The sequence below is a fragment of the Kribbella hippodromi genome, assembly GCF_039531045.1.
Classification (GTDB): Bacteria; Actinomycetota; Actinomycetes; order Propionibacteriales; family Kribbellaceae; genus Kribbella; species Kribbella hippodromi.
On the sequence record NZ_BAAAPH010000019.1, the window covers coordinates 148,394 to 173,872 of the forward strand.

Sequence of the window (25,479 nt, forward strand, 5' to 3'; positions counted from 1 at the left end):
GAGTCTGGAAGACTGTCAAGGGTGGAACACAAGCCGGACGAGGAGCTCACCGTCGACCAGCTCGCCGCCAAGGTGGGCATGACGGTCCGGAACGTGCGCGCGTACGCCGGTCGCGGGCTGATCCCGCCGCCCCGGCTGGTCGGCCGGACCGGGTACTACGGGCAGGATCACGTGGCCCGGCTGACCCTGGTCCGCGAGCTGCTGGACAAGGGCTACACGCTGGCCGCGGTCGAGCGGATGATGGGCGAACTCCCCGACGGCGCGCTCGCGCTGGGCGTGTTCGAGACCCTGGTGAACCCGTGGACCCCGGCCGAGCCCGAGGTGCTGGACGAACATCAACTGGCCGAGCGGGCGGGCGTACCGCACGACCCGGCGGTGATCGCGCGCCTGGTCGAGCTCGGGATCGCCGAGCGGATCGACGCCGACCGGCTGCGGATTCCGAACCCTGACCTGCTCCGGACCGGCCTCGAGGTGATCAAGCTCGGCGTGCCGCTGGACGCGATCCTGGAGATGCTCCCCCGCCTGTTCACGCAGGCGGACGCGGTCGCGAAGACATACGTCGAGCTGTTCCGCTCGACCGTCTGGCGCGACTTCACCAAGGCCGGGATGCCGACTGACGGCTGGCCGGAGATCCAGCGCACGCTGGAGGGCATCATCCCGCTGGCCGGCCAGGCGCTGGTGGCCGCGTTCCGGGAGTCGATGGCGCGGGAGATCGAGCAGGTCGCGTACGAGGAACTGGGCGTCGCGCCGGACGGACTGCCCTCCACCGGATAGCTCTCCACCCTCGGGGTCGGGCAGGGGTTTCTCGGGTGGGAACTAGGTAATCCTCCGCATGTGTGAACCCGCCGGCATCCGTCAGCGTGTACTTGTCAGCACGGTCCACTCAGGGCAGGCGACTCGGAACAGGCAGGAGGACGGCGATGCGACAAATCAGGATCCGTCGGCGGCCCCGCACCACCACGCGCCGGCAGCAGGCGGAAACCCTCGACCTCCGGACACCGTCCGGCCGACGGCTGCCCTTCTGAACCCACAGGCTCACGGGGAACGGGGCGAGGCCCGGCGGACCGCAGGGGTGTCTGCCGGGCCTCGAGTTTTGCCCTGGTCAGGGCGCATGGTCCGGTCCGGCAGGTCGCCGAGGTCGGCGTACTCGTCCTCGTCGTCGGGCAGGTTCGCCTCGTTCCGCCGGGCGATCCTGATGAACGCGACGATCAGCGCGATCGGCCCCAGCACCATCGCCGCCTCCGGCACCCCACCCAGGTGCAGCCCGATCAAGGCCCCGATCATGAGCCGATCACCCTGGCCCGATCATGAGCCCGATCATGACGCAGTCACCAGCGCGATCCCGCCGGCCGTGAACGCGATCATCGCCGCCAGCATCGGGTACTGCGCGCGCCGCAACCGCCGGCGCCGGAACAACCCGGCAGCGCGATCGTGCGCGGACACGACCCCAAGTACGTGTCCGAGCACGATCGCGCCGATCTGGACCCCCGCAATCACTCCCGTGGTCAGGAACGCGTAGTCGATCCGCGTCCCGCTGGTCCCGAGCAGATCCCACCCACGCCCGAACGGATCGGTCGCGAGCAGCCACCCCGCCTGCCCCTGGAACATCGCGAACGAGAAGTAGTGCGCGATGGCGTACCCGATCGCGATCGGCACCAGCGAGTGCGCGAACGCCTTCGGCAACCCCGCCGCGCCGGCCAGGAACAAACCGGTGACGATCGCTACCGCGACAACCAGGCCGAGCGTGTACACGAGCAGGTGCTGTGCCTTGCCGAGTTCCCCGGTTCGCTGCGTCCACACTGACCAGCGGGAGATCCCGTCGAACGCCGTCGAGCCGAGCAGCAGGCACAACAACCCGACGATCCCGGAGCGCTGCGGCATCGTGGCCAGGCCGGCGAGCGGGTTGCGCAGCTCGATCACGCCATCCGACCCGCGACCGAGCGGTGACAGTCGCGCGAGCACCTCGGCGTACACCTCGAAGCTGTCACCGATCCCGAACCAGGCCGGCCCGAAAACGATGCCCGCGGCAACATTCACGATCGCGTACGCGGTGACGGCGAGCGCGACGATGCGGGGATCGGAGCCTTCCGGGTACACCAGCTCCAGCCAGAGGAACGCCGCGAGACCGGCCACCGCCGGCCAGTACGCGATGCCGTCGGGCAGTCGCCGGTACGACGTCCGCGGGATCAACGCGGCGATCGTGCGCAGCGGGTTCGCGAGGCGCCAGATCGGGCCGCAGAGCAGGGACAGCGGAATGATCCCGACCCAGATCCACACGTACAACCAGGTCGGCGCCGGGTTCCTCGACGGCTCGGGATCGCCGAACCAGGCGGCAGCGAGCAGTACGCCGAGCACCAGCACGCCCGCGACCTTCAGTACGACGCGGGTCGCGGGGTGATCGACGATCCAGGTCAGCGCACGCACCGGCCGACCGACGACACCCGCCGGGCCGCGCCGCCGACCGGTCGCCGCGCCGCGCTGACCGGTAGCCGGGTCGCGCAGGCCGCCGGTCGCAGGCTCGAACCGCGGCCGGGACCAGAACGCCCCGAGCGCGAAGAACGAGACCGCGACCGCGGCGCCCGCCGAATAGATCGCCAGCCAGGTCGGCACCGGCAAGTCCCCGCGACCACCGATCCCGTGCAGGGGCAGCAGGTCAGGCACCACTGCGGCCTCCTCCGATCAGCCCCGGGGCTTATCCGACCGATCGAATGTAACACGGCAAATGTCACATAGCGACAGTCTCGTACTGCCCTGGGTCGAACCGTCTGGTCAGCTGCCGGAACCGGAACGTGAACGACGGCCAGAGCGTGGTGTTGCGGCCTTGGGCGTCCAAGTACCAACTTGTGCAGCCGCCGCGGGTCCAGATCGTGTTCCGCATCGAAGCGCGGACGCCGTCGACGAAAGCGCGCTGGACCTCCCGCCGCACCTCGACCGCCTTGAGGCCGTTCGCGTCCATCGTCTTCAGCGCGTCCACGATGTACGCGATCTGGGACTCGATCATGAACACCATCGAGCTGTGGCCGAGCCCGGTGTTCGGGCCGATCAGCATGAAGAAGTTCGGGAAGCCGCTGATCGCTGTCCCGAGATGAGCTTCCATGCCGTCGGACCACGCTTCCCGCAGCGAGACCCCGTCGCGGCCGTGCACCATGTCCATCACCGGCAGATCGGTGACCCGGAATCCGGTGCCGTAGATGATCGTGTCGACCTCGTGCTTCACGCCGTCGTCGGTGACGATCCCGGTCGGCGTCACCTGGGCGATCCCGTCGGTGACCACCTCGACGTTCGGGCGCGCGACGGCCGGGTAGTAGTCGTCGGACAGCAGCACGCGCTTGCAGCCAAGGGTGAAGTCCGGCGTCACCTTGGCCCGCAGCAGCGGATCGCGGACCTGCTGGGCGAGGTGCCGCTCGGCCACCTTCTGCGCCTGCTTCATGATCGCCGGCAGCTTGGTGAACCCGAGCACCATCGACTCACGACCCCAGTAGATCCCGGCCCGGACCGCCTTCTGCGCGAGCGGGAACCGCCGGTACACGGATCGCTCCAGCGGCGTGATCGGCCGGTCCGGCCGCGGCATCACCCAGGGCGGTGTGCGCTGGAACAGGTGCAGCTCCTCGACCTCCGGCTGGATCGCCGGTACGAACTGAATCGCGGACGCACCGGTCCCGATCACCGCCACCTTCCGGCCGGCCAGATCGACGTCGTGATCCCACTCGGCCGAGTGGAAGACCGCGCCTTCGAACGACTCGATACCAGGCAATTTTGGGTACGACGGCTCAGCGAGCGGACCCATCCCCGACACCAGCACGTCAGCCGTGAACTCGCCCGCACCGGTCTGGATTCGCCACCGCTCACCGTCCCAGTGCGCCGACTCGACCGCACGGCCGAAGCGGATGTGCTCGCGGACCCCGAACGCGTCGGTCACCTTGCGCAGGTAGTCCTCGATCTCCGGCTGCGGGGAGAACGTCGACGACCAGTCCGGATTGGGCGCGAACGAGAACGAGTACAAGTGCGAGGGCACGTCACAGCGACAGCCCGGGTACGTGTTGTCGCGCCAGGTCCCGCCGACGTCGTCAGCGCGCTCCAGGACGACGAAGTCGTCGTACCCGGCCTGTTTCAGCCGGACCGCCATCCCGATCCCGGCGAACCCGGTCCCGATGACCACGATCCGGTGCTGCTCGAGCTCGTGCTGCTCACCCATGAGGTTCTCCAGCCCGTCTGCGGAACTTACTCCCAGTAAGTTACTCGGAGTCAGTTAGAGTTGGCAAGTGACCTCCAGCACGCACGACCCGCCGAAACGCCGCCGCGACCGGGCCGCCCGGGAGCGCGAGATCCTCGAGGCCGCCGAGCAGATCTTCGGCCGGCGCGGGTACCAGGCCACCTCGATGGACGAGGTCGCCGTGATGGGCGGCGTGTCGAAGCCGCTCATCTACCAGTACTACGGCTCCAAGGACGGCCTGTTCCTGGCCTGCCTGTCCCGCCTCCGCGGTCAGCTCCTGGACGCCGTCTCCGACGCGGTGCTGGCCGCCCCGAGCGCCGAGGACGCCCTGTACACGGGCTTCCTGGCCTGGTTCCGTTTCATCGACGCCCACCCGAGCGCCTGGTCGGTCCTGGTCGACGAGGGCATGCTCGCCACCGGCCCGGCAGCCGAGGCGACGGACGAAGTCCGCACGGCTTTCGTCGAGCTGATCGCGACGATGGTCCGGATGAACCTGCCACCCGGCCGCGCCACCGACGACGAGATCCAGATCGTCGCCGAGAGCATCTCCGGCGCCACCGAGCGGCTGGCCATCTGGCGGACCCGCAACCCAGATCCACCCACCCCGGAGAAGGTCGCCCGCACCCTCCAGAACCTGCTCTGGCAGGGCCTCAACGCCTTCAAGGCCTGAGACCCGGGCTACAGGACGTCGTACGGTTCGAGGGTTGGGCCCAGGGTGGAACGGCCTTCGATGAAGCGGGGCTGGACGTAGTCGATGCCTGGAGAGCCTTCGCCGCCGATGACGGTGAGGAGGCGTTCGGCGGCGCGTTCGCCGACGGTGACCAGGTCGGGGTCGAAGGTGCTCAACGGGACGTCGGGGCGCATCACGCCGCCGAGCCGGTTGTCGTACCCGATGATCGCGATGTCATCGGGTACGCGGATGCCGTGCCGGTGGAAGGTGCCGAACAGGCCCATCGCGATCTCGTCGTTGGCGGCGAAGATGGCGTCGACCGGCTGGCCCGACGCGATGATCCGTTCGGCGGCGTCGATCCCCCAGCGCTGCAGATAGCTGCCGTACAAGGGCCCGCCGCCCATCGCGATCTTCAGCCCGGCCGCATCCATCGCCGCGGTGAAGCCGGCGACGCGGGCGTCCACGGCCGGCTCGTGGACGGCCGCGGTGACGTGGGCGATGTCCCGGCGACCGAGGTCGATCAGGTGTTCGGCGGCCGCCCGGCCGGCCCCACGGTTGTCGGGGGCAACGACATAGTCGGTCTCCGGAGTCGCCGACGAGGACGCGAACACGACCGGCACCGCGAAGTCCTCGGACAGCACCAGACTGGCCCGGTTCGGGTCGTCGCCGACGACCAGGATGCCGTCGATCCGGCGCGACCGCAGCCGTTTCAGGTACTCGGTCAGCACCCGCGGCGTACCGTGCGCGTCGAGGGTCACGGCGGCGATGTTCTCTCGCCCGAGATAGTTGGTCGCCCCGACGATCAACGGCATACTGAACCGCCCGTGCGCATGCTCCGCGAGCACCCCGACGATGAAGCTCCGCCCGGTCACGAACGAGCGCGCGATCATGTCCGGCTGGAACTGCAGCCGCTCCGCGGTCTCGATCACCTTCGCCCGGGTCTCGGCGGACACCCGCCCGACCCCGCTGAGCGCCCGCGATGCGGTGGTCAGCGACACCCCCGCCACCCGGGCGACGTCGCTCATGCTGGCCCGCTTCGCCACGATTCCTCCTCCACGCCCGGACGAGACCCCAGTGTAGAGGTGTGGAATCAATTGCGCTCCCGCACCCTTCCGCCGACCACGACACGCCGCATACCCTGGTGCGAAAACGCTTGCGCGATCAGCCGAAACGGGAGCCTCCATGAAACCACCTCACCAGGCCGTGTGGCCGCAACCGAACCTCCCCGCCCTGCCACCGCTGCTCCCCGGCACCGCCGAGGTCGTGGAGGAGTTCGCCCGCGTCATCTACGGTCACACCCCGCCCGGCGGCGAGCTGACCACCCTCGAGCTGACCGCGCGCGAGGACGGCGTACTCGACGGAGCCGCCGATCGCCTGCACCACCACGCCGTCATCAACTGCCCACTGGGCGACCTCGAACTCGACACCCTCACTCACCTCCCGCCCGGCGCGAGCGCACAACACCCGGTACCGGTGGTGGTCGTCCTGAACTTCAGCGGCAACGACGAAACGATCGACGGCCAACAAGCGCATCGCTGGCCGTACGCGAAGGTGATGGCCGCCGGATACGCCGTACTGACCGTCGACTATCGCCAAATCGAGCCCGACGACCCGAACCCGTCGGCACCGGGCGTGCGGTCGCTCTTCCTGACCGACCCAGAATCCTGGGGCGCGGTCGCCGCCTGGGCCTGGGGCCTGTCGCGGTGCCTCGACATTGCCGCACGCATCCCCGGCATCGACCCAGCCGGCGCGATCGCGCTCGGTCACTCCCGGCTCGGCAAGGCCGCGCTCTGGGCAGGGTTGCAGGACGAGCGGTTCGCGGTCACGGTTTCGAACGATTCCGGGTGTTGCGGCGCCTCGCTCTTCCGGCACCCGGGTGGTGAGGACATCGCGGCAATCACCGAGCGATTCCCGCACTGGTTCGTTCCGTCGTTCGCCAAGTACGCGGGTAAGGAGAACGAACTGCCCGTGGATCAGCATCAACTGCTCGCGGGCCTCGCGCCGCGCCGGGTGTACGTCGCGAGCGCGGAGGACGACGCGTGGGCCGATCCACTGGGCGAGTACCTGGCGGTGGTGGCGGCTGCCCCGGCCTTCGCGGACGACGGGATCGGCTACCACGTGCGGCCCGGCGGCCACGATCTACTCGAAGAAGACTGGTTGCTCGCATTGGCCTTCGCCCAGAGGTAGCCGCCCGCAACCAAGTGCGGGCGGCTGCCGATGCTCAGTTCTGCTGCAGGGCCAGGTAGAACACGTCCTCCTGCTCGGTCTGGTTGAGCGCCTTCACGGTCGGATCCGGGTCGATGATCGGCACCTCGGCCTGGATCTGGTTCTGGCCGATGCTCTTCCACTGCAGCGGCGTACGGTTCCCGTACAGATCCACGCGCTCCAGCGACTTCACGTTCCGTACGTCCCGCAACGTCACCGTCATCGTCGGTTCGCCGAAGTCCAGGTGGATGGTGTCACCGGTGTTCGGGTCCTCGAAGATGTTCGCCTGGTTCTGCCGCTTCAGGTCGATCGCGAGGACGACCCGCTTGTCGTCCAGCCGGAACCCATTCGCGGTGGACAGCGCCTCGTTCAGCTCGGGCTTCAATTCGGGCGTGGTGCTGAAGTTGTCGTACGTCTGCGCCTTCGACCCGCGCAGCAGATTCGCCAGCGTCACCAGCGTTTTGCCCTTGGGGCTCAGGTTGCTGCCGGTCCGCAGCGTCCGGTTGTACCCGAAGGCGTTCGGATCGTCCGGCGCCCACTCCGCGAAGTAGAACAGCTTGAACTGGTCGAGATCCCCGGTCCCCTTGCTCAAAGCCCAGTGGAACGTCCGCGGGAAGATGTCCGCGATGAACTTGTCCTCGGTGGTGAATCCGAGCTCGGTCTGCCACACCGACGGGTTCTTGATCCCACGCTTCTGCGCTGCCGCGTAAATGGTCTGCATGGTCCCGATCGGCATGTAGTGCATGTCGAAAACATCGATGCTCTTCCACGCCTTGTACTTGTCCAGCAGCGCGATGTACTCACTCAGCGGCGCACCGCAGATCCACCCGCCGTACACCAGCTTCACGCCCGCGTCATGGATCACCTGCGCGGCCGGCGCCTGGATGTCGGTCATGTACTGATCCATGCCGCCCTCCCAGAACCCGGAGCCCGGGTACGCCTCGTTCCACACCTGGAAGTACGTGATCCCGAGCGGCTTCAAGGTGTCGATCGCCAGCTTGACGAAGTTCTTCCAGTCATCCGGGTGCTGCGGCGGCGTACGCCCGATGCTCGTCTGCACGTCCTTCGTGGACAGCACCTTGCCCGCTTGTTTGATCACGAGCTGCCGGGTGAACTGCCCCTTGTTCTCCGACTTCACCGGCCCGTACTCGTACGTCTTGCCATGGAAGTCGTACGAGTAACCGGTCCAGTTCGCGGCCCACCCGGCGGTGTACGCGAGCACCGGCAGGATCGTGATGCCATGCGATTTGGCGAGGTTGAACTGGCGTACGTACTCCGCGATCGCCGCCTTGTCGAGCTGGCCCTTCGCTGGCTCGACCGCGCCCCAGTCGAAGTCCATCCGGTCCCACTGCGCGCCCGCGACCAGACCGGTCTGACTGCCCTGGTTCTCACCGACGAACGCCCGGAACGGCTCACTCAGTACGAACGGCAAATCGGCCACCGTACTCGGCGCCGAACCGTTCGCGCCGGCGACCGCCTTGACGTCGGTATCGCCCGTGATCGCGAACGGAGCCAGGTACGGCTGAGCGGTCTTCGACGTCCTCGGATCGCTTCCATCGGTCGTGTACTGAATGCACGCGTCCTTCGTCGCACTCGCCAACTGAACCGTGGTCCCGGCTTTGACCGCACCCGGCCCCGGTGTCGCGGTGACAGCCGCCGTCTCCGGCGCCAACTCGGTCGTGATTGATGCCTTCAGCTTGCCGGGCACCCACCAGGTGGTGACCTGATCGCTGACGAACAGCAGGTCGTCGCCCTTCGACGCGACCAGGTTCAAGTCGAAGGACGCGGCCGTCCCGGTGTACGTGTACAGCTCGGTGAACGGTCCTTTGGTGACAGCCGAATCGCCGTCATGCGCGAGCAGCACCCGGAACCGGCCGCCGGGTGAACTGAACGAACCGCGGATGTGCACGTTCTTCCCGTCGGCCGCGTCGGCGACCGTGTACGTCTCGGAGATCGCGCGGTAGTCGGTGCCGATCGAGCCGTCGGCCTTCACGAACCAGGCGTGCTCCGGCTTCTTCACGTCGGCGGCCCACTCGTCGGCCGCGAACGCGCCGGAGCCGCCCTTGCCCAGCAGACCGGTCGCGTCGCCGCTGATCGCCTGGTACGACCAGCGGCCGGGCGCGACCACGTTCGTGTCCAGCCGGTAGTCGGTCACGTTGTCGGTCGTCGGGTTCGCCGGAGCAGGCGTGCAGCCGGTCGGCGCGGCGGCCGCGGCCTGACCGGTCTTAGGTGGTGAAAATGCTTGCACAGCGGTCGGCGCGGCGGCCGTACCGAGCAACACCAGGCTGAGCCCGGCGGAGAGCGGACGTAGCTTCACGAGAACTCCGTCTTTCGAGGGTGGACAGGCCAGATTCACGCGGAGAACAGGGTGTTGATCGGGGACGGTAGAACCGCGCTGACAACTTTGTCAACGGTCCGCGACGAGCCCTTGACGGGCTCCGGACCGGGAGCTCATGCTGCTGAGCAAACGATTGCGCATTCTGGTCTCGCCCGCACACCGCCAGGAGCCCCGCCATGAACGAATCCGCGCCCATCTCCCGCCGCCTCCTGCTCGGCGCCGCCGGCGCCACCGCGCTCGCCCTCGGCACCGGCGCAGCGGTCCTGCCGGCCGCGGCCGGCGACTCGCCGAACGCGTCCCCCGACGGCACGACGATCCCCTCGGCCACCTCGATCACCGACAACGGCGGCGCCGTCTGGACAGTCTCCGGCGGAGTCATCTACCGCAACGGCGGCACAGTCGGGAACACGTACAACGTCAGCGTCCTGCTCTGGTACGGCGGCATGGTCTACCACTGCGGCACCGGCGGGCAGTGGTACGTCTGCCTCAACTCCACTTGGCTCAAGGTGACCGACCCGCGCATCGCGCTGTCCGCCCCGGCCGGGCTGATGTACGGCGTCAACGGCCACTACGACACGCAGCTGTCCCCCGCGACCATCGCCGACCGGATGTCCCAGCTCGGCGCGACTGTCTTCCGGGTGAACACCGGCGGCGACTCGAGCACGATCAACCGCGCCGCCACGATCGCGAGCTACCTGCACGGCGCCGGCAAACACACCTTCCCGGTGATCGACGCGGGCCTTCGCGACGGGAACGGCAACTTGGCGTACGGCAACGAGTCGGACGCGTACTACGCCGCCCGCGCGATCGGTACCCAGGTCGCCCAGACGATGGCGCCGTACGGCGTGACCATGTACGAGTGCGGCAACGAACTGACCCGCGACCCGTACATCATCCTGCCCGACCACAAGGCCGACGCCGGTACGAAGGTGATCGACTTCAGCAACACCAACTGGCCGATCATGCGCGGCTTCATGAAGGGCCTGATCGACGGCGTGAAAACGGCCCAGCCGTCGGCGTTGTGCGGGATCAACTTCTGCAACTCCGACATCGCCGCCGCCGACGCGCTCTGGGACGGCATGCAGCCGGACGGCACCGGCGGCTATCCACAGATCCGCTGGGACCTCACCACCTGGCACAACTACGAGGGCGACGGCGACATCTTCCACATCGGTACGGACGGGGCCGGGCCGTCGTTCAACCTGCCCGTCTACGTGAAGGCGCGGTACGGGAAGCCGTTCCTGCTGACCGAGTGGAACTCCGACCCGAACCAGGGCACCGCGCATCGCGCCTCGTACATCCAGACCCAGCTGGCCGAGTTCAAGGCGGCTCGGACGACCCAGGCGTTCCGGTCGGCGATGATCTACGAGCTCGACGGCGGCACCCAATGGGGTCTGACCGAGGCCGACGGCACCCCCCTCGACCCGCCGTGGACCGCCTACCAGAGCTTCGTCGCGGCGCACCCTGACGTCTGACCCTAAGAGCCAACCCTGAGACCGGACCCTGACTCCGGTCTGACGGATGTCATGGGTGGGTGATGACGGTCGATCCAGGTCCCCGGCGGCGGCCCGCGACAAGCTTCTCGGTATGACGACAACGACTGCGGTCAGCCTCAAGGGCGTGACCAAGAAGTACGCGGACGTGCAGGCCGTCGCCGGGGTGGATCTGACTATCCGGGCCGGCGAGGTGGTCGCGCTGCTGGGGCCCAACGGGGCGGGCAAATCGACCACCATCGAGATGCTGCTCGGGCTGGTGAAGCCCGATCAGGGCAGCGTCCAGGTGTACGCCGGATCGCCCACCGACGCGATCACCGCCGGCCAGGTCGGCGTGATGCTGCAGAGCGGCGGGATCATCGAGGACGCCAAGGTCGGCGAGCTGCTGAACCTGGTCGCCGGGCTGCACAAGGACCCGATGCCGGTCCAGGAGGCGCTCGAGCGGGCCGGGATCGCGGACCTGACCAAGCGGACCATGAAGGGCCTGTCCGGCGGCCAGAAGCAGCGCGTCCGGTTCGCGATGGCGATCATCCCGCAGCCGGACCTGATCGTGCTGGACGAGCCGACCACCGGCATGGACGTCGAGTCCCGCCGCGACTTCTGGGCCTCGATGCACGCCGAGACCGCGCGCGGCCGGACGGTCCTGTTCGCCACCCACTACCTGGAGGAGGCGGACTCGTACGCCGACCGGGTGGTGCTGATGCGGAACGGAAAGATCGTTGCCGACGGCACCGCCGCGCAGATCAAGGCGACTGTGTCCGGCCGGACCATCCGCGCCACCATCCCCGGCGCCGACCTGGCCGCGCTGGCGTCGCTGCCGGGCGTACGCAACGTCGAGACCCGCGGTGACGTCGTGCTGCTGCAGTGCGCGGACTCGGACAACACCCTGCGGCACCTGCTGGAGAACACTCCGGCCCATGACATCGAAGTGACGTCGGCCGACCTCGAGGACGCCGTCCTCGCGCTGTCCGACCAGGACAAGGCACAACAGGAGACCCTGGCATGAACCGCGACTACTTGATCTTCGACATCCGCCGGACGCTGCGGAACCGCCGGGTGATGATCTTCTCGATCCTGATGCCGGTGGTGCTGTTCCTGATCTTCGGCCTGACCATCCCGAAGAGCGCCAGCGAAGGAAACATCTCGGCGATCGCGTACGTGATGGTCAGCATGGCGATGTTCGGCTCGATGTCGGCCGCGATGAGCAGTGGCGGCGTGATCGCGGCCGAGCGGGACGGCGGCTGGAACCGTACGCTCCGGCTGACCCCGCTGAAGCCGCAGGCGTACGTGGTGAACAAGGTGATCCTGTCGCTGCTGCTGGCCGTACCGCCGCTGGTCGTGGTGTTCCTGATCGGCATGACCGTCGGCCACGTACACCTGGGCGCCGGCCAATGGCTGACGGTCGCTCTGGTCTCCTGGCTCGGCGCACTGCCGTTCGCCGCGCTCGGCCTGGTCATCGGGTACATCGCCAAGCCGGACAGCGTGCAGCCAATCACCGGTCTGAGCACGATGCTGATCGCCGCGTTCGGTGGGCTGTGGCTGCCGGTCAGCCAGATGCCGAAGGCGATGAAGTACGTCGCCGAGCTGACCCCCGCGTACTGGACCGGTCAGACGTCGCGGAGCGCCCTGACCCAGAGCGGCCTCGACACCCACGCGCTGCTGGTGGTCATCGGCTGGACCGTCGTCCTCGGCGCGATCGGCCTGCGCCGCTTCCGCGCCGACACCGCCCGCGCCTGACGGGCAAGTACGGTGACCCTGTGACGCAGAATCCGAGCCCGACCGTCCTGGACGGCATGGCCAGCCGGATGGGCAACGTGCCCGGCCGGTGGGGCTGGCTGGCCGCGGCGATCTGGCTGTTCTACCTGAGCCAGCCGCTCTCGCACATCGCCGAACGCCAGCACGGTGTGGTCGAGGTGCTCGGATTCCTCACCGTGTTCCTGTTCGCGGCCAGCTACCTCGCGTTCTTCGGCCTGATGCGCCAGAGCGCGGCCAACGGCCTGCTGCCCCGCTGGCAGCGCATCGTGTACCTGCTGGTGATGCTGACGCTCTGCCTGCTGATGATCCCGACCGCCGGCCAGACCGCGCTGACCGGCCTGGTCTACATCAGCTCGGTCACGATGATGCTGATGGATCTGCGGTTCGCGGTCACGATCGTCGGGCTGCTGCTGGCCGCCGCGGAGATCTCGATGCGGGTCGTACCGGGCTGGACCGACGACGGCAGCTACGGGTTCGCGATCTTCCTCGGCGCGCTCGCCGTGTTCGGGATGCGGCGGGCGATCCAGCGCAGTATCGAACTGAGCGCGGCCCGGAAGGACATGGCCGAGCTGGCCGTACAAGAGGAGCGGAACCGGTTCGCGCGGGACCTGCACGACATCCTCGGGCACTCGCTGACCGTGATCACGGTCAAGGCGGAGCTGGCCGGGAAGCTGATCGAGGCGAATCCGGGGCGCGCGGCCGCGGAGGTCGCGGACGTGGAGAGCCTGGCCCGGGCGGCGCTGGCCGACGTACGAGCCGCGGTCGCCGGCTACCGGGAGCTCAGTTTGGCCGGGGAACTGGTGTCTGCCCGGGCGGCGCTGCAGGCCGCGGCGATCAAGGCCGACCTGCCGACCACGGTGGACGAAGTACCGGAGGCCAACCGGGAGCTGTTCGCCTGGGTGGTGCGGGAGGGCATCACGAATGTCGTCCGGCACTCCGGGGCGAAGCGTTGCACGATCCGGATCACGGCGACGCAGATCGAAGTCCTTGACGACGGCAAGGGCCCGACGCCCGGAGGGGGCGCGTCGGGCCACGGCCTGATCGGATTGCGCGAACGCGCCGACGCCGCCGGCGCGAGTCTTCAGGTCGGCCAGAATTCCGGCGGCGGGTTCCGGCTGGCGGTCAAGGCCGGGGCTGTGAGGATGGCATCGTGAGCATTCGACTGTTGATCGCCGATGACCAGGCCCTCGTCCGGGGCGCGCTGGCCGCGCTGCTGGATCTCGAACCCGACCTGGAGGTGGTCGCCGAGGTCGGCCGGGGTGACGAGGTGATCGACGCCGCGAAGAACACCACGCCCGACGTCGCGCTGCTGGACGTGGAAATGCCCGGGCTGGACGGGATCGAGGCGGCCGCCGCGCTGCGTACCGCCGTGCCTGGGGTGCGGGTGCTGATGGTGACGACGTTCGGCCGGCCCGGGTACCTGCGCCGCGCGATGGAAGCCGGCGCGGCGGGGTTCGTGGTGAAGGACACGCCTGCTACCCAACTCGCGGACGCGGTCCGGCGCGTACACCAGGGGCTCCGGGTGGTCGATCCGTCGCTCGCCGCGGAGACCTTGGTTGCCGGGACGAGTCCGCTGACCGGGCGTGAGTCCGACGTACTACGGGCGGCCCGCGTCGGCGGTACGGTCGCCGACATCGCGAAGGAACTGCATCTCTCCGAGGGCACCGTACGCAACCATCTCTCCGCCGCGATCGGCAAGACCGGCGCCCGGACCCGCGCCGAGGCCGCCCGGATCGCCCTCGACAACGGCTGGTTGTAGCCCGGTTCGGGATCTAGTGTTGGCCTCGGGGAGGCGAACCGCGATGACGATCGAGCAATTCAGTGTCCGGGGGCGGCTGGCGGACACGGGTGAGGGAATCACCGGGGACGAGTTGCAGCTGGCGGCGCGAAACCACGGGATGCCGCTGGAGGGTCTGCGGTACGACGTGACGCCACCGGGCCTGCACTACGTGCTGGTCCATTACGACATCCCCGCGACGAACGCGGCCGACTGGTTGCTCGAAGTGCACGGGTGCGTGGAGCAGCCGTTGTCGTTCGGGCTGACCGAGTTGCGGGCGATGGCGCGGCGTACGGTCCGCGTGACGCTGGAATGCGCCGGGAACGGGCGCGCCACGTTGCAACCGCGGCCGATCAGTCAGCCGTGGTTGCAGGAGGCGGTTGGTACGGCCGAGTGGACCGGGGTGTTGCTGGCGGATCTGCTGCGGTTGGCCGGGGTGCGCGAGGACGCGGTCGACGTCGTGTTCACCGGGGCCGACCACGGGGTTGAGCGTGGCGTCGAGCAGGACTATCAGCGCGGACTTGCGGTGCCGGAGGCAATGGAATCCGGCGCGATCGTCGCGTGGGAGATGAACGGTGCGCCGCTGCCGCCGCAGCATGGGTATCCGCTGCGGCTGGTGATGCCCGGGTGGTACGGGATGGCGAGCGTGAAGTGGCTGCACTCGATCTCGGTGATCGACCATGCGTTCGAGGGGTTTCAGAACGCGGTCGCGTACCGGTTCCGTACCGCCGCCGATGATCCCGGTAGTCCGGTGACGCGGATCGAGCCGCGGGCGCTGCTCGTACCGCCTGGGTTCCCGGACTTCATGAGCCGCCATCGTTTTGTTGCTGCTGGCACCGTTCCGCTGTTCGGGCGGGCCTGGTCCGGGTGGGCGCCGATCGAGCGCGTCGAGGTGAGCACAGACGCCGGCGTGAACTGGCATCTCGCCACGCTGGACACCTTGGGCACCGACTTGGGGGCCGATGGCAACGACGACTTCGGGTGGCGGGCGTTCGCGTACGATTGGGAGGCCACGCCCGGCGAGCACGTGCTCACGGTCCGCGCGTACGACACCAGCGGCCGCGAGCAACCGATCGAAGCCGAGTGGAACCGCGGCGGCTTCGCCAACAACACCGCCCAGCGCATCAGCGTCCTGGTCACCTGAAACCCGCGTGTCGCTGTCCGTTTCCACCGGCCGGCCGTCACATCCTGGGGATGTACACGGTTCTCACTTCTTCAGAGCAAGCCCAGCTTGGAGTGGCTCGGTGAACGACAACCATCTACACGCGCGCATCTTCCGTACGTCGGACGAGTGGTACGCCGACGTCGACGACGAACTGGACCCGCAGCCGGACAACCCCCTCTGGTACGGCTCCTACTCCACCCAACCAGCCGCCCTGGAAGCAGCCTGCACCCACCTCGCTGCCCTCCAAGCTGCTTCCTGAGCGTCCTATTCCGGCTTGTTGTTGGTGGAGCCGCCTACTCGGTACGGGGTGGTGATGCCTTCGTACATGAGGTGGGTCATCAGGCCCTGGGAGGCGTGCGGGAGGTTGTGGCAGTGGTCCATCCAGAGACCGGGGTTGTCGGCGACGAAGGCGATCTCGTACGTCTCCTTGTTGCCGACCTCCAGGGTGTCGGTCCACCAGGGGGAACCGGTCGCGCGGACGCCGTTGCGGGAGAGGACTACCGCGTGGTGACCGTGGAGGTGCATGGGGTGAGCTTGGCCGCTGGTGTTGGAGATCGTCATCCGGACCACGTCCCCTTCGGCGACCATGAACATCGGCACGTCCGGGAACTTGTGCCCGTTGATCGTCCACCACAGGCCGGGTACGCCGTCGAGGAAACCCGGACGGCGGCCGATGCGGTACTGGAAGTTCCGGTTCGCCTTGCCCGGGTCGAAACCGATCGGTGCGGGAGTTCCGTAGGTGAGCAGGTCCACGGTGTCAGTCGGTAGGTTCGCGCTCGGCGGATTGCTCCCGGGTGGACCGATCGCGAGCGACAACGCAGGTGTACCGGCAACGAGCCTCATCCCACCCGCGGGTACTACCGCCTCTAGGTCTACTCGTCCACCGGCGGGGAGTGCGTACGCGTCCGTCACCGGTGCAGGCCCGTGAACATCCCGTCCGTCAACCGCGACCACCTTGTAGGACGTACCAACGAGGCCCACGCGGAGGATCGCGTTGTCGGTGTTGATCACCCGGACGCGCGCGGTCGTACCCGGTGGGACATCCGCCTGCGACGTTCCCGTACGCCCGTTGATCGTCCGCTTCCCGTCGTACGTGTGAATCGCCGCGACCACGTCACCAGGCGCGGTCGGGGCGATCACGATTGATCCGAAGAGCCCGCCCTTCACTTCGTCGCTCGACACCTGGTGCGAGTGGTACCAGTACGTGCCCGCCTGCTCCGCCTTGAACCGGTAGACGTGCTTTCCGCCGACCGGCACCGCGTCCTGGGTGACGCCGGCGACACCGTCCTCGGCGTTCGGCACGTCGATGCCGTGCCAGTGCAGGGTCGCGCCGTCCTTCACCGACTCGTTCACGAATGTCACCTGGATGAGATCGCCGACCCGCGCCCGGATCGTGGGGCCGGGTGACGTTCCGTTCACTGTGTAGCCGTCGACGGTCTCGCCCGAGGCCAGCTGGAACTTCTGCTTCCGGGCCGTCAGGGTCACGTTCACATTTGGTATACCAGTCTTCGGGCCGGTCAGGTCGGCGACGCTCATGCTGTTCATCCCGGCCATGCCCGCCATCCCGGCCGTGCCGTGGTCGTGACCGGGGGTGGCGGGTACGCCGCCGTAGTCGGCGTAGCCCATCTCGGCCGGGTTGTACTCCCCAGGGACCAGGCTGGTCGCCCAGAGGTACCCCAGCGGCACGAGCACCGCCAGGATCACCCCCAACGCGACCAACCGCCCCCACCCACGCTTCTTCCCCCCACCCGCTTGCTCCGGGCCGGGGCCGGCCGGCGTGACGTCCGCGGGTGTGGAGTCAGCCGGCGTGGCGTCCGCCGGCGTCGGGTCGGACGGCTGCTTCGGTTCGGTCACTAGCTCAGCCGGTGGTGACGTGGTTGGGTACGCTGGCGCGCCGTGCGCCGACGCTCGCGACGGCGGCAATCGCCAGTCCGTTCAGGCCGTGCAGGATGCCCAGCGCCGGTACGCCGAACGCCACCACCGCGAGCAGGAACTGCAGGACCACCAGGCCGACGACGATGCCCGCGAAGACGCGACCACGTGGTACGTCGGTCAGGAACGACGCGATCAGGAACACCAGCGCGAGCAGACCGATCACCATGCCCGCGATGCTGTGGTACCGCTCCCCGAAGTTGCTGTAGTCGGCACCGATCGTGGTGCCGTCGCTCGCGTCCTTCGAGATGGTGAAGCCGGACAGGGCGATCGACGCGACCTGCAGTGCGACCGCGATCGCGATCAGCAGTCCGGTCACCCGGTAGACGCTTCTCATGCCCGCCGCTCCATCCGCCGCTTCCGCACCACGAACACAGCCGCCACAATCAACACAATCGGCAACACCGGCGGATGCCCGCCCCCGACCACACACCCAACAGACGCCAGCACCCCAAGCACACCCAGCGCAATCAGCACAGGCAACGGCACCCGCCCCAAAAACCCCCGCCGCCCCCAAGCCGGCCCACCCGGCCCACCCGGCCCACCAGCGCTCGTACCCCCTGCTCCCACTCCACCTTGCTCAGCAGCCGTCCACGGCGGTTTCCGCCAGCCCCACGGGCCGGACCAGCCCTCGCCGCCCTCAGCTGCGGCGCCTTCACCGCCGGCGGGTGCCTGGTGGGCACCGGGTAGGTCGGTGAAAAGTGCGTTCAGGTCGGCCGCCGTACGCGACTTGAGTGCCTGCTCGACCCGCTCCGAGTGTTCCTCCGCGCTCAGCCGGCCGGCTTGGTAGTGCTCGCCCAGACGCTTGACCGCGTCCTCACGCTCTGTGTCGCCGATGCGAATCGATCCGCCCGGCCTCTCCTCGGTCATGATTCTCCTCGGTGCTCGTACTTCTCCGATGGCACCAAGGTTGTCGTCCAGCACCCCTGTCTCGCGTCGCCCCACCGGCGGCACCTCCGCTACCCCCCGCGGCGCACCCCACCCCCGTCGGCGCACTCCCGCCTACTCCCCCGGGCGTACACACCCCCAGGGCAAACCCCGACCCGCTCTGAGAAGCCACCACGCCTTCCACGCCCCGAAAAACACGTGGTGGCTTCCCAAAGCCGGGGTTCAGGCGTTCGCCGCGAGGATCTTGTTGACGTCGGCGTTCGCCTTCGCGAGGGACGTGGGGTCCGCCTCGAACGACATCACCGACTCCATCGCGGGCGTCATCACAGCGGTCACATCCGCCGCGTTGGGGTTCGCGGGGTACGGGAACACGTTGCCGTCCTCGACCGGCTCGAGGAACGGCGTCACATCCCACCCGTTCTTCGCGAAGGCCGCGCGCGCCAGCGGCATACTCGCCGCCACCGCCGGGAACACCACGCCCGCCTTGGCAACGATGTCCTGAGCGGTCTGCGAACCGAGGAACTTGACCCACGCCCAGGACGCGTCCCGCCGCGTCGTCCCGGCCCAGATCGTGTCCGCGAGCCCGTTCATCATCGACATCCGCTTCCCGATCGGCCCGACCGGCAACCGCGCCAGCTTCGTCTTCACCTGCTTCAGCTGACCGTACGTTCCGAGCATCCACGACCCGTTCGGCGTCATCCCGTACTTCCCGGCACCGAACGACGTGGTCACGTCCACCCCGGATTTGGCCTGCGCGTACGTGGGCATCAGGCCCTTCGTGATCAGCCCGCGCCACCAGGCGATCGTGTCCGTGAACTTCGGGTCGCCGTAGAAGAATTTCGTACCCCACGGTTCACCCTCGGAGTACTTCCACCCGTTGCTCGCCGCGTACCAGCTCCAACTGGTCTGCCCGTCGCCACCGCCCGCATCGGCGTACCCGAGCCCGTACACCTTGACGTTCTCCTTGTCGAACCCCGGCTGATCGCCGCGCCGCCCTTTCGTGTCGACCGTCAGCCGGCGGATGATCTGCTCGAAGCTGCCGCCGTCCCGCGGGTTCCAGGTCATCGAGTTGAGCTGCTCGGTACTGATCCCGGCCGCCTCGGTGAACGCGCTGTTGTAGAAGTAGACCTCGGTGTCCCAGTCCTTCGGCAGCCCGTACCGGTTGCCGTCAGCACCGATCCATCGATCGGCGAGGCCCTTCTGATAGATGCCCAGGTCAACGTTGTCGCGTTTCACGTACTCGTCGATCGGGAGCACCTGCCCCTTGTCCGCGAACAGCGGGTACTTCGACGAGTGCCCGGTGAACACGTCCGGCGCGGTGTTCGAGATGAACCCGGTGACCAGCTTCGACCAGTAGTCGTTCCAGCCGTACTGCTCGATCTTCACCGAGTACTGCGGGTTCTGCTGGTGGAACACCTTCGCGCACTCGGTGTACATCGGCAACTGCGCCGAATCCCACAGCCAGTAGATGATCTCGCCGTCACCCCGGGCCGCCGCACCGTTGTTGCAGGCGGCAACAGCCGGTACGGCGAGCGCGCCGAGTCCTGCCTTCAGCAGGGTCCTTCGTGAGAGGTTCATCATTTGATCCCGGAGAAGCCGATGGAGTTGGTGATCCGTTTCGCGAACGCGAGGAACAGGATGATCATCGGCAGCGCCGCGATCAGCGTCGCCGCCATCAGCCCGGCCCAGTCCGGACCACCCTGCGGCGTCTGCGACCGGAACACACCGAGCGCGACGGTCAGGACCCGGACGTTCTCCTGCTGACCGACGAGCAGCGGCCAGAAGTAGTCGTTCCACGAGTTGATGTAGGTGAGGATTCCCAGCGTCGCGATCGGGGCGGCGCTCATCGGGATCACCAGCCGGAAGAAGATCAGCCGGTGCCCGGCGCCGTCGATCATCGCCGCTTCCTCCAACTCCCGGTTGATGCCGAGGAAGAACTGGCGGAGGAAGAAGATCGCGAACGGGGTCATGAACGCCCCCGGCAGGATGATGCCGGCGAAGCTGTTCAGCAGGCCGAGGTTCTTGATCAGGACGAAGTTCGGCAGCGTGGTGAAGATCGGCGGCACCATCAGCGCGGCCAGGAACAGCGCGAACACCTTGTCCCGGCCGGGCCAGCGCAGTCGCGCGAACGCGTACGCCGCCATCGCGCTGAAGAACACCTGGCATACCGTCGTGATGGTTGCCACGATCAACGAGTTTCGCAGGTACAGCCAGAAGTTGACCGCCGCGCCGGAACCGCCCTGGGCCTGGGCTTCCTCGATGCTGGCCAGTCCGAGGACGCGCTTGAACGCACCGAGCGTGCTCTCCACCGGCAGCAGCGAACTCGGATGACCGGGCAGCTGGGTGTTGTCGGAGAAGGCGGTCCGCAACATCCAGTAGAACGGGAACAGCGTGACGATCAGCAGGATGAAGAGCAGCACCCAGGCGACCGTACGCCCGACACTCACTTGCCGCCTCATCCGAGATCACTCTCCCGTGCGCGCAGCAGCTTGAGCTGGACCAGTGAGACCACGGCGAGGATGACGAACAGTACGAGCGCCATCGCCGACGCGTACCCGAAGTCGAACCGGGTGAACGCACGTTCGTAGATGTAGTAGTAGATCACTCTGGTCGCGTTGATCGGACCGCCTTGCGTGGTCACGGCGACCGTGTCGAAGATCTGGAACGACCCGATCATGGTGACCACCAGGACCATCACCAGCACGGGTCGCAGCAGCGGCAGCGTGATCCGCCAGAACGTCTTCCATTCGGTCGATCCGTCCACCTCGGCGGCTTCGTAGACGTACGACGGAATGGTCTGCAGGCCCGCGAAGACGAGCAGCGCGGTGTACCCCATGTGCCGCCAGACGTTGATTCCGGCAACTGTCGGGATCGCCCAGTGCGAGTCGCCGAAGAACGCGACCGGGTCGATCCCGATCCAGCCGAGGGCCTGGTTGACGATGCCGACCTGGAAGTCGAGCATCCAGTACCAGACCAGCGCGACCACGACGTTCGCGACCAGGTACGGCGCCAGGATGATCGCGCGGACGGTGATCGACTTGGTCAGCCGGTACATCACCATCGCGATCCCGACCGCGAGCACGGTCTGGACGCCGATGTTGATCACCACGTACTCGACCGTGACGAGGAGCGCGTTCCAGAAGAAGCTGTCCTGGAGCATCCGCTCGTAGTTGGCCAGCCCATTGAATTTCGGTGCCGAGAGCAAACTGTACTCGGTGAAGCTCAAGTACGCGCCGCGCAGCGTCGGCCAGATGTAGAAGACGACGAACCCGAGGGTGGCCGGGGCGAGGAAGATGATGGCGACCTTCAGGTCTCCCAGGCTGCGCCGCTTCCCCGGCGGTGCGGCCTGTCCCCCGTGACTTCGGTCGGTGTCGGGTGGTGCGTTGGTGGTGGTCACGGGGGATCTCCTTCTCTGTCCGGCGATCGGGCGGGCTTACCCGATCGCTGTTGCGTCCAGCAAGATCGCGTTCTCGGGCCATTGCGCGGGGATCAGCACGCCGACCGCGGCGAGGGCGGCGCCGGTCAGCTCAACGCTCTCACCGTCGGCCGACCAAGCGGCGGACCGCGAGGCCGGGCCGGGTGTCGTGACCTGCTTGATGCGGTACGTCCGGTGCGGGTCGAGGCCCGGCAGGCGTACGCGGCCGACCGCCGACGTCACCGACTGCCGCACCTGGACGACCCCGAACACGGCCCGCGAACTGTCCTGCGCCACGACACCATGCACGAGTACGTCCTCGGGGCCGCGGTCCGCGCGAATCACCCGGCCGGAGTGGAGCAGTGGGCGCAGTTCCTTGTGCAGGGCGACCCAGCCCTTGAGTTCGGTGCGCTCCTCGGGCGTTGCCGAGGCGATGTCCCACTCGATCCCGAAGTGCCCGAACAGTGCGGTGATGGCGCGGAACGACAACGTCTGCGTACGCCCGGTGGTGTGCGCCCGCGGTGGGCCCACGTGACAGCCGATCAACTCCGGCGGGAGCAGCAGCTGGGTGTACCGCTGGATGGTCTGCCGTTCGAGCGCGTCGTTGCTGTCACTGCCCCAGACCCGGTCGGTGCGCTCCAGAATGCCGAGGTCGACCCGGGCACCGCCGGACGAGCACGATTCGATCTCCAGGCCCGGGTGCCGGCGCTTCAACTCGTCGATCAGTTGGTATACCGCTTCGGTCTGCGCGTGGATACCCGCCGTACCGGTGTGCTGGTTGCCACCATCAACGAAATCACGGTTGTGATCCCACTTCAGGTACGCGATGTCGTACTCGGACAGGATGCTGTCGAGGCGCTCGAGGATGTACTCGTACGCTTCTGGTATACCAAGATTCAGGCCTTGCTGGTGGCGCGCGGTCGGTGGCATCCGGTTGCCGGTGGCAAGGATCCAGTCCGGGTGCGCGCGGGCCAGATCGGAGTCCGGGTTCACCATCTCGGGCTCGACCCACAGGCCGAACTGCAGCCCGCGGCTCTTCACATGGTCGACCAGCGGGTGCAGACCCTTCGGCCAGATGGCTTCGTCGACGTACCAGTCGCCGAGCCCGGCGTGATCGTCCCGCCGGCCGCGGAACCAGCCGTCGTCCAGTACGAACCGCTCCGCCCCGACCTCGGCGGCCGCGTCCGCAAGCGCCTTCAGCTTGTCCAGATCGAGGTCGAAGTACACGGCCTCCCAGGTGTTCAGTACGACCGGGCGCTCGGTCCGCGGATGGTGCGGCCGGGAGCGCAGGTACTCGTGGAACCGGTGCGAGACCTCGTCGAGCCCGATCCCGTACGAGCCGTAGATCCACGGAGTCGCGTACGTGTCGTTCGGGGCGAGGCGCACTTCCCCCGGAAGGAGGAGTTCACCGCCGCCGATCACGCCGTACCCGCTCATTCCGCGCTCGGCGTACGAGCGATGGTTGCCGCTCCAGGCGGTGTGCACGCCCCAGATCTCACCGCTGCGGAAGCCGAAGCTCTCGGTGCCGGCCAGTAGCAGGAGGGTGGCGTCGGCGCCGGTGCGGCCGCGGCGGTTGTCGCGGACGTGCGCACCCTGGGTGAAGGCGTGCCGCTGCGGGTGGCGTTCGCCGATGTGCCGGCCGGTCAGGTCAAGCAGCTCGGTCGCCTCGGTCGGCACCGGAAGCGCGAGGTACAGGCCGTCGAGTGTGTACGGCGTCGTGCCGGTGTTGGTCAGCTCGGCTTTGGTCTTCACCAGCCCGGACTCGGTGAGCTCGACCACGAGGCTCAGTTTCAGCCCAGCCTTCGCGTCCGCCGCGACAATCCGCACAACGCCGCCACCCCGCTCGACCCCGGCCTGCTCGACGCCGGCCTGCTCGACCGCGGCCCGCTCGCCGCCGACCCGCTCGACGCCCGCTCGCCCAGCGCCCGCTCGCTCGGCGCGGGTTAGCTCGACGCCGGTGAGTTCGAAGCTTGCCGAGAAGTCCTGGCCGTCGCGGTGGCCGTTCAGCCCAGGCAGACCGAACCACCCCGCCGAGTACTCCGGCACGATCGCGATCGGACAGTTGTCGTCCAGCCCGTTCCCGTCCTGCACCCCGCCGGCGCCGCGGCGCAGCTCCAGTAGCGCGTTCGCGGTCAGATCACCAAGGTCCGCACCCCAGTGCAGCACGGACGGAAGCCCCGGACCGGAGCAGTCCAGCACCAGCCCGACCCCACCACCCCGAAGCTGCAGAATGTTCGACACTGTTGATTCACTCCGCTTTCTGATTGATTTCAGGACGGAACTATTTCCCGCCACAGCCCACTTGTCAATGCTTCACGAAGTGAAGTAAGTACAAGAGCCAGTTACAACGAAGGAACGGCGCCCCCACCCCATCCCGGTCCGCGGCACCTTCCGTCCAACCTCCCCAGCAGCCCCCCACCCCCGGCCACCTCCTCAGCATTCCTACGTGGAGACCGCTCCGGCCGAGGCGCACGTGGTGCTGCTCGGCTCGTCACTCGGCGCCGACCACCAGATGTGGGCACCGCAGCTAGACGTCCCCGCTTCCGGCCGTTGCCAGGCTGAACATCCCGACCACCGAGCTCGCCCGCCACTCCGCCACACCTGCGCGCCGCCACTCACGCGCGCCACGCCCCCACTCCTGTGCGCTCCCACTCCTGCGCGCCCCACTCCTGCGCGCCGCGCCGCCGCGGGCGGCATCCGTGAGCCGGACCGTCTGGTTGGTGTTTAGCGGCTGAGGTTAGTGGTTGAGGTTGCGGCGGCGAACCGAGTGGAGCCAGTTGTTGACTCGGGTGACGTCCGGGGTCGCGGGCAGGCTCGTGTGTCGTAGGGCGTCGTCGAGCTCCCCGTGGAGCCGCAACCGCCAGCGCTCCACCTCGTCCCAGGGCAGTTCCCCGCGCCTGACCTGCAACAGCCGATCCCGGTACTTGCCGGCATCAACCACAAGAGTTGCCTCAAGCAACAGCTCCCGACCCGCGAGCAACAAGCGGATCAGATGCATGACGTGCTTCCACTTCGGCGCCCCGTCCCGCCGCAAGTCCGTCTCGAGCTTCTTGAACTGACTCAGCACATACCCGGAGTACGTCTGGTACGCCAACTGTGACAGAAAAGCCTGCCGCAGCCCGACCAACTCCTCACCCAGCGGAGTCTGCCGCACAACCAACGGCGAGTGCAGCACCTCGAGCAGATTCGGGTTCGACTTCAGCGCAAGCTCGCAGAACCGCTCGACCTCCCACGAGAACCACTCCACCTCCGGCCCGTCCACATGCGCCGGCGGTTTCACCAGCGACCAGAACGCCTCGGTCGGCGCCACGTACACCCCGCGCGTATCGGTATCCGACTCATCGGTATCGAGCCCGAACGCCCGCGACCCCACCACCGCCGCGTAGATCGTGTGCTCCAGCACCAGCCGATCCCCATCCGGCTGATCAAGCCCAACCGCCTCGTCCTGGTATGCCGCACGCAAACTCAACTGATCGCGCCCCGCCACCGTCTCCCGGCCATCAACAAGCCGAACCACGTACCGCCCATCACCCGTGACACCAGCCACCCGCCCAGTCGCACCCCGCTGCGCAGTGGGGCTGCCCCGTTTTGACGGACATCCGAGATCAGGAGCTTGTGCTCCGGAAGG

General features: G+C 67.9%; 23 protein-coding genes. 10 read left to right on the forward strand and 13 right to left on the reverse strand.

The window, feature by feature from the left end; all coding sequences use genetic code 11:
- The first annotated feature begins 21 nt into the window (after positions 1 to 21).
- The gene (locus tag ABD260_RS27110; RefSeq protein WP_344237746.1) at positions 22 to 774 is read left to right on the forward strand and encodes a MerR family transcriptional regulator; all 753 of its coding nucleotides are present in this window, start codon (positions 22 to 24) and stop codon (positions 772 to 774) included.
- Between the two features lie 261 nt (positions 775 to 1,035).
- Here ABD260_RS27110 and ABD260_RS27115 read toward each other — a convergent pair whose 3' ends face one another.
- The 3 genes from ABD260_RS27115 to ABD260_RS27125 form a co-directional block, all read right to left on the reverse strand.
- Complete coding sequence (locus ABD260_RS27115; RefSeq protein ID WP_344237748.1) at positions 1,036 to 1,284, reverse strand: hypothetical protein; 249 nt, start codon at positions 1,282 to 1,284, stop codon at positions 1,036 to 1,038.
- 33 nt (positions 1,285 to 1,317) lie between these two features.
- Positions 1,318 to 2,664 (reverse strand): hypothetical protein, encoded by a 1,347-nt coding sequence (locus tag ABD260_RS27120; RefSeq protein ID WP_344237750.1) that lies wholly within the window; start codon positions 2,662 to 2,664, stop codon positions 1,318 to 1,320.
- 61 nt (positions 2,665 to 2,725) lie between these two features.
- The gene (locus ABD260_RS27125) at positions 2,726 to 4,195 is read right to left on the reverse strand and encodes a flavin-containing monooxygenase (protein ID WP_344237752.1); all 1,470 of its coding nucleotides are present in this window, start codon (positions 4,193 to 4,195) and stop codon (positions 2,726 to 2,728) included.
- Between the two features lie 67 nt (positions 4,196 to 4,262).
- On the opposite strand from ABD260_RS27125, the gene ABD260_RS27130 reads away from it, so the two are divergent.
- Positions 4,263 to 4,883 (forward strand): TetR/AcrR family transcriptional regulator, encoded by a 621-nt coding sequence (locus tag ABD260_RS27130; RefSeq protein ID WP_344237754.1) that lies wholly within the window; start codon positions 4,263 to 4,265, stop codon positions 4,881 to 4,883.
- Positions 4,884 to 4,891: 8 nt separating this feature from the next.
- Here ABD260_RS27130 and ABD260_RS27135 read toward each other — a convergent pair whose 3' ends face one another.
- Positions 4,892 to 5,926, reverse strand: coding sequence for a LacI family DNA-binding transcriptional regulator (locus tag ABD260_RS27135; RefSeq protein ID WP_344237755.1), 1,035 nt, complete (start codon positions 5,924 to 5,926; stop codon positions 4,892 to 4,894).
- A gap of 139 nt (positions 5,927 to 6,065) precedes the next feature.
- On the opposite strand from ABD260_RS27135, the gene ABD260_RS27140 reads away from it, so the two are divergent.
- Positions 6,066 to 7,070: a glucuronyl esterase domain-containing protein gene (locus tag ABD260_RS27140; protein ID WP_344237756.1), complete on the forward strand. Its 1,005-nt coding sequence runs from the start codon at positions 6,066 to 6,068 to the stop codon at positions 7,068 to 7,070.
- Positions 7,071 to 7,104: 34 nt separating this feature from the next.
- On the opposite strand, the gene ABD260_RS27145 is transcribed toward ABD260_RS27140, so the two are convergent.
- Positions 7,105 to 9,405, reverse strand: coding sequence for a chitobiase/beta-hexosaminidase C-terminal domain-containing protein (locus ABD260_RS27145; protein ID WP_344237757.1), 2,301 nt, complete (start codon positions 9,403 to 9,405; stop codon positions 7,105 to 7,107).
- Positions 9,406 to 9,602: 197 nt separating this feature from the next.
- Here ABD260_RS27145 and ABD260_RS27150 point away from each other — a divergent pair, with 197 nt between their 5' ends.
- The 7 genes from ABD260_RS27150 to ABD260_RS27180 all read left to right on the forward strand — a co-directional run bounded on the left by ABD260_RS27150 (position 9,603) and on the right by ABD260_RS27180 (position 15,875).
- Entirely contained in the window at positions 9,603 to 10,901 is a 1,299-nt protein-coding gene (locus ABD260_RS27150) for a hypothetical protein (RefSeq protein WP_344237759.1), read from the forward strand.
- Between the two features lie 112 nt (positions 10,902 to 11,013).
- Complete coding sequence (locus tag ABD260_RS27155; protein ID WP_344237761.1) at positions 11,014 to 11,925, forward strand: ABC transporter ATP-binding protein; 912 nt, start codon at positions 11,014 to 11,016, stop codon at positions 11,923 to 11,925.
- Positions 11,922 to 12,656, forward strand: a complete 735-nt coding sequence (locus tag ABD260_RS27160; RefSeq protein WP_344237763.1) for an ABC transporter permease — start codon at positions 11,922 to 11,924, stop codon at positions 12,654 to 12,656. The genes ABD260_RS27155 and ABD260_RS27160 overlap by 4 nt, the downstream gene beginning before the upstream one ends.
- Before the next feature lie 20 nt (positions 12,657 to 12,676).
- Positions 12,677 to 13,828: a sensor histidine kinase gene (locus ABD260_RS27165; RefSeq protein ID WP_344237765.1), complete on the forward strand. Its 1,152-nt coding sequence runs from the start codon at positions 12,677 to 12,679 to the stop codon at positions 13,826 to 13,828.
- On the forward strand, positions 13,825 to 14,433 hold the full coding sequence (locus ABD260_RS27170; protein ID WP_425553398.1) for a response regulator transcription factor: 609 nt from the start codon (positions 13,825 to 13,827) through the stop codon (positions 14,431 to 14,433). The genes ABD260_RS27165 and ABD260_RS27170 overlap by 4 nt, the downstream gene beginning before the upstream one ends.
- Positions 14,434 to 14,476: 43 nt before the next feature.
- Positions 14,477 to 15,595: a sulfite oxidase gene (locus tag ABD260_RS27175; protein ID WP_344237767.1), complete on the forward strand. Its 1,119-nt coding sequence runs from the start codon at positions 14,477 to 14,479 to the stop codon at positions 15,593 to 15,595.
- Between the two features lie 100 nt (positions 15,596 to 15,695).
- Entirely contained in the window at positions 15,696 to 15,875 is a 180-nt protein-coding gene (locus ABD260_RS27180; RefSeq protein WP_344237769.1) for a hypothetical protein, read from the forward strand.
- 5 nt (positions 15,876 to 15,880) lie between these two features.
- On the opposite strand, the gene ABD260_RS27185 is transcribed toward ABD260_RS27180, so the two are convergent.
- The 8 genes from ABD260_RS27185 to ABD260_RS27220 all read right to left on the reverse strand — a co-directional run bounded on the left by ABD260_RS27185 (position 15,881) and on the right by ABD260_RS27220 (position 25,398).
- Entirely contained in the window at positions 15,881 to 17,470 is a 1,590-nt protein-coding gene (locus tag ABD260_RS27185; protein ID WP_344237771.1) for a multicopper oxidase family protein, read from the reverse strand.
- A 4-nt stretch (positions 17,471 to 17,474) separates the two neighbouring features.
- Positions 17,475 to 17,885 (reverse strand): hypothetical protein, encoded by a 411-nt coding sequence (locus tag ABD260_RS27190; RefSeq protein WP_344237773.1) that lies wholly within the window; start codon positions 17,883 to 17,885, stop codon positions 17,475 to 17,477.
- Positions 17,882 to 18,418 carry a DUF1707 SHOCT-like domain-containing protein gene (locus ABD260_RS27195; RefSeq protein ID WP_344237775.1) on the reverse strand — a complete coding sequence of 179 codons (537 nt, stop codon included), beginning with the start codon at positions 18,416 to 18,418 and terminating at the stop codon, positions 17,882 to 17,884. Before ABD260_RS27195 ends, ABD260_RS27190 begins: the two co-directional genes overlap by 4 nt.
- A gap of 240 nt (positions 18,419 to 18,658) precedes the next feature.
- The gene (locus tag ABD260_RS27200; RefSeq protein WP_344237777.1) at positions 18,659 to 20,014 is read right to left on the reverse strand and encodes an ABC transporter substrate-binding protein; all 1,356 of its coding nucleotides are present in this window, start codon (positions 20,012 to 20,014) and stop codon (positions 18,659 to 18,661) included.
- Positions 20,014 to 20,895: a carbohydrate ABC transporter permease gene (locus ABD260_RS27205; RefSeq protein ID WP_344237779.1), complete on the reverse strand. Its 882-nt coding sequence runs from the start codon at positions 20,893 to 20,895 to the stop codon at positions 20,014 to 20,016. Before ABD260_RS27205 ends, ABD260_RS27200 begins: the two co-directional genes overlap by 1 nt.
- Positions 20,892 to 21,833, reverse strand: a complete 942-nt coding sequence (locus ABD260_RS27210) for a carbohydrate ABC transporter permease (RefSeq protein WP_344237781.1) — start codon at positions 21,831 to 21,833, stop codon at positions 20,892 to 20,894. Before ABD260_RS27210 ends, ABD260_RS27205 begins: the two co-directional genes overlap by 4 nt.
- A 36-nt stretch (positions 21,834 to 21,869) precedes the next feature.
- Positions 21,870 to 24,092 (reverse strand): alpha-galactosidase, encoded by a 2,223-nt coding sequence (locus ABD260_RS27215; protein ID WP_344237783.1) that lies wholly within the window; start codon positions 24,090 to 24,092, stop codon positions 21,870 to 21,872.
- Positions 24,093 to 24,588: 496 nt separating this feature from the next.
- Positions 24,589 to 25,398, reverse strand: a complete 810-nt coding sequence (locus ABD260_RS27220) for a nucleotidyltransferase domain-containing protein (RefSeq protein WP_344237785.1) — start codon at positions 25,396 to 25,398, stop codon at positions 24,589 to 24,591.
- Positions 25,399 to 25,479 lie beyond the last annotated feature (81 nt).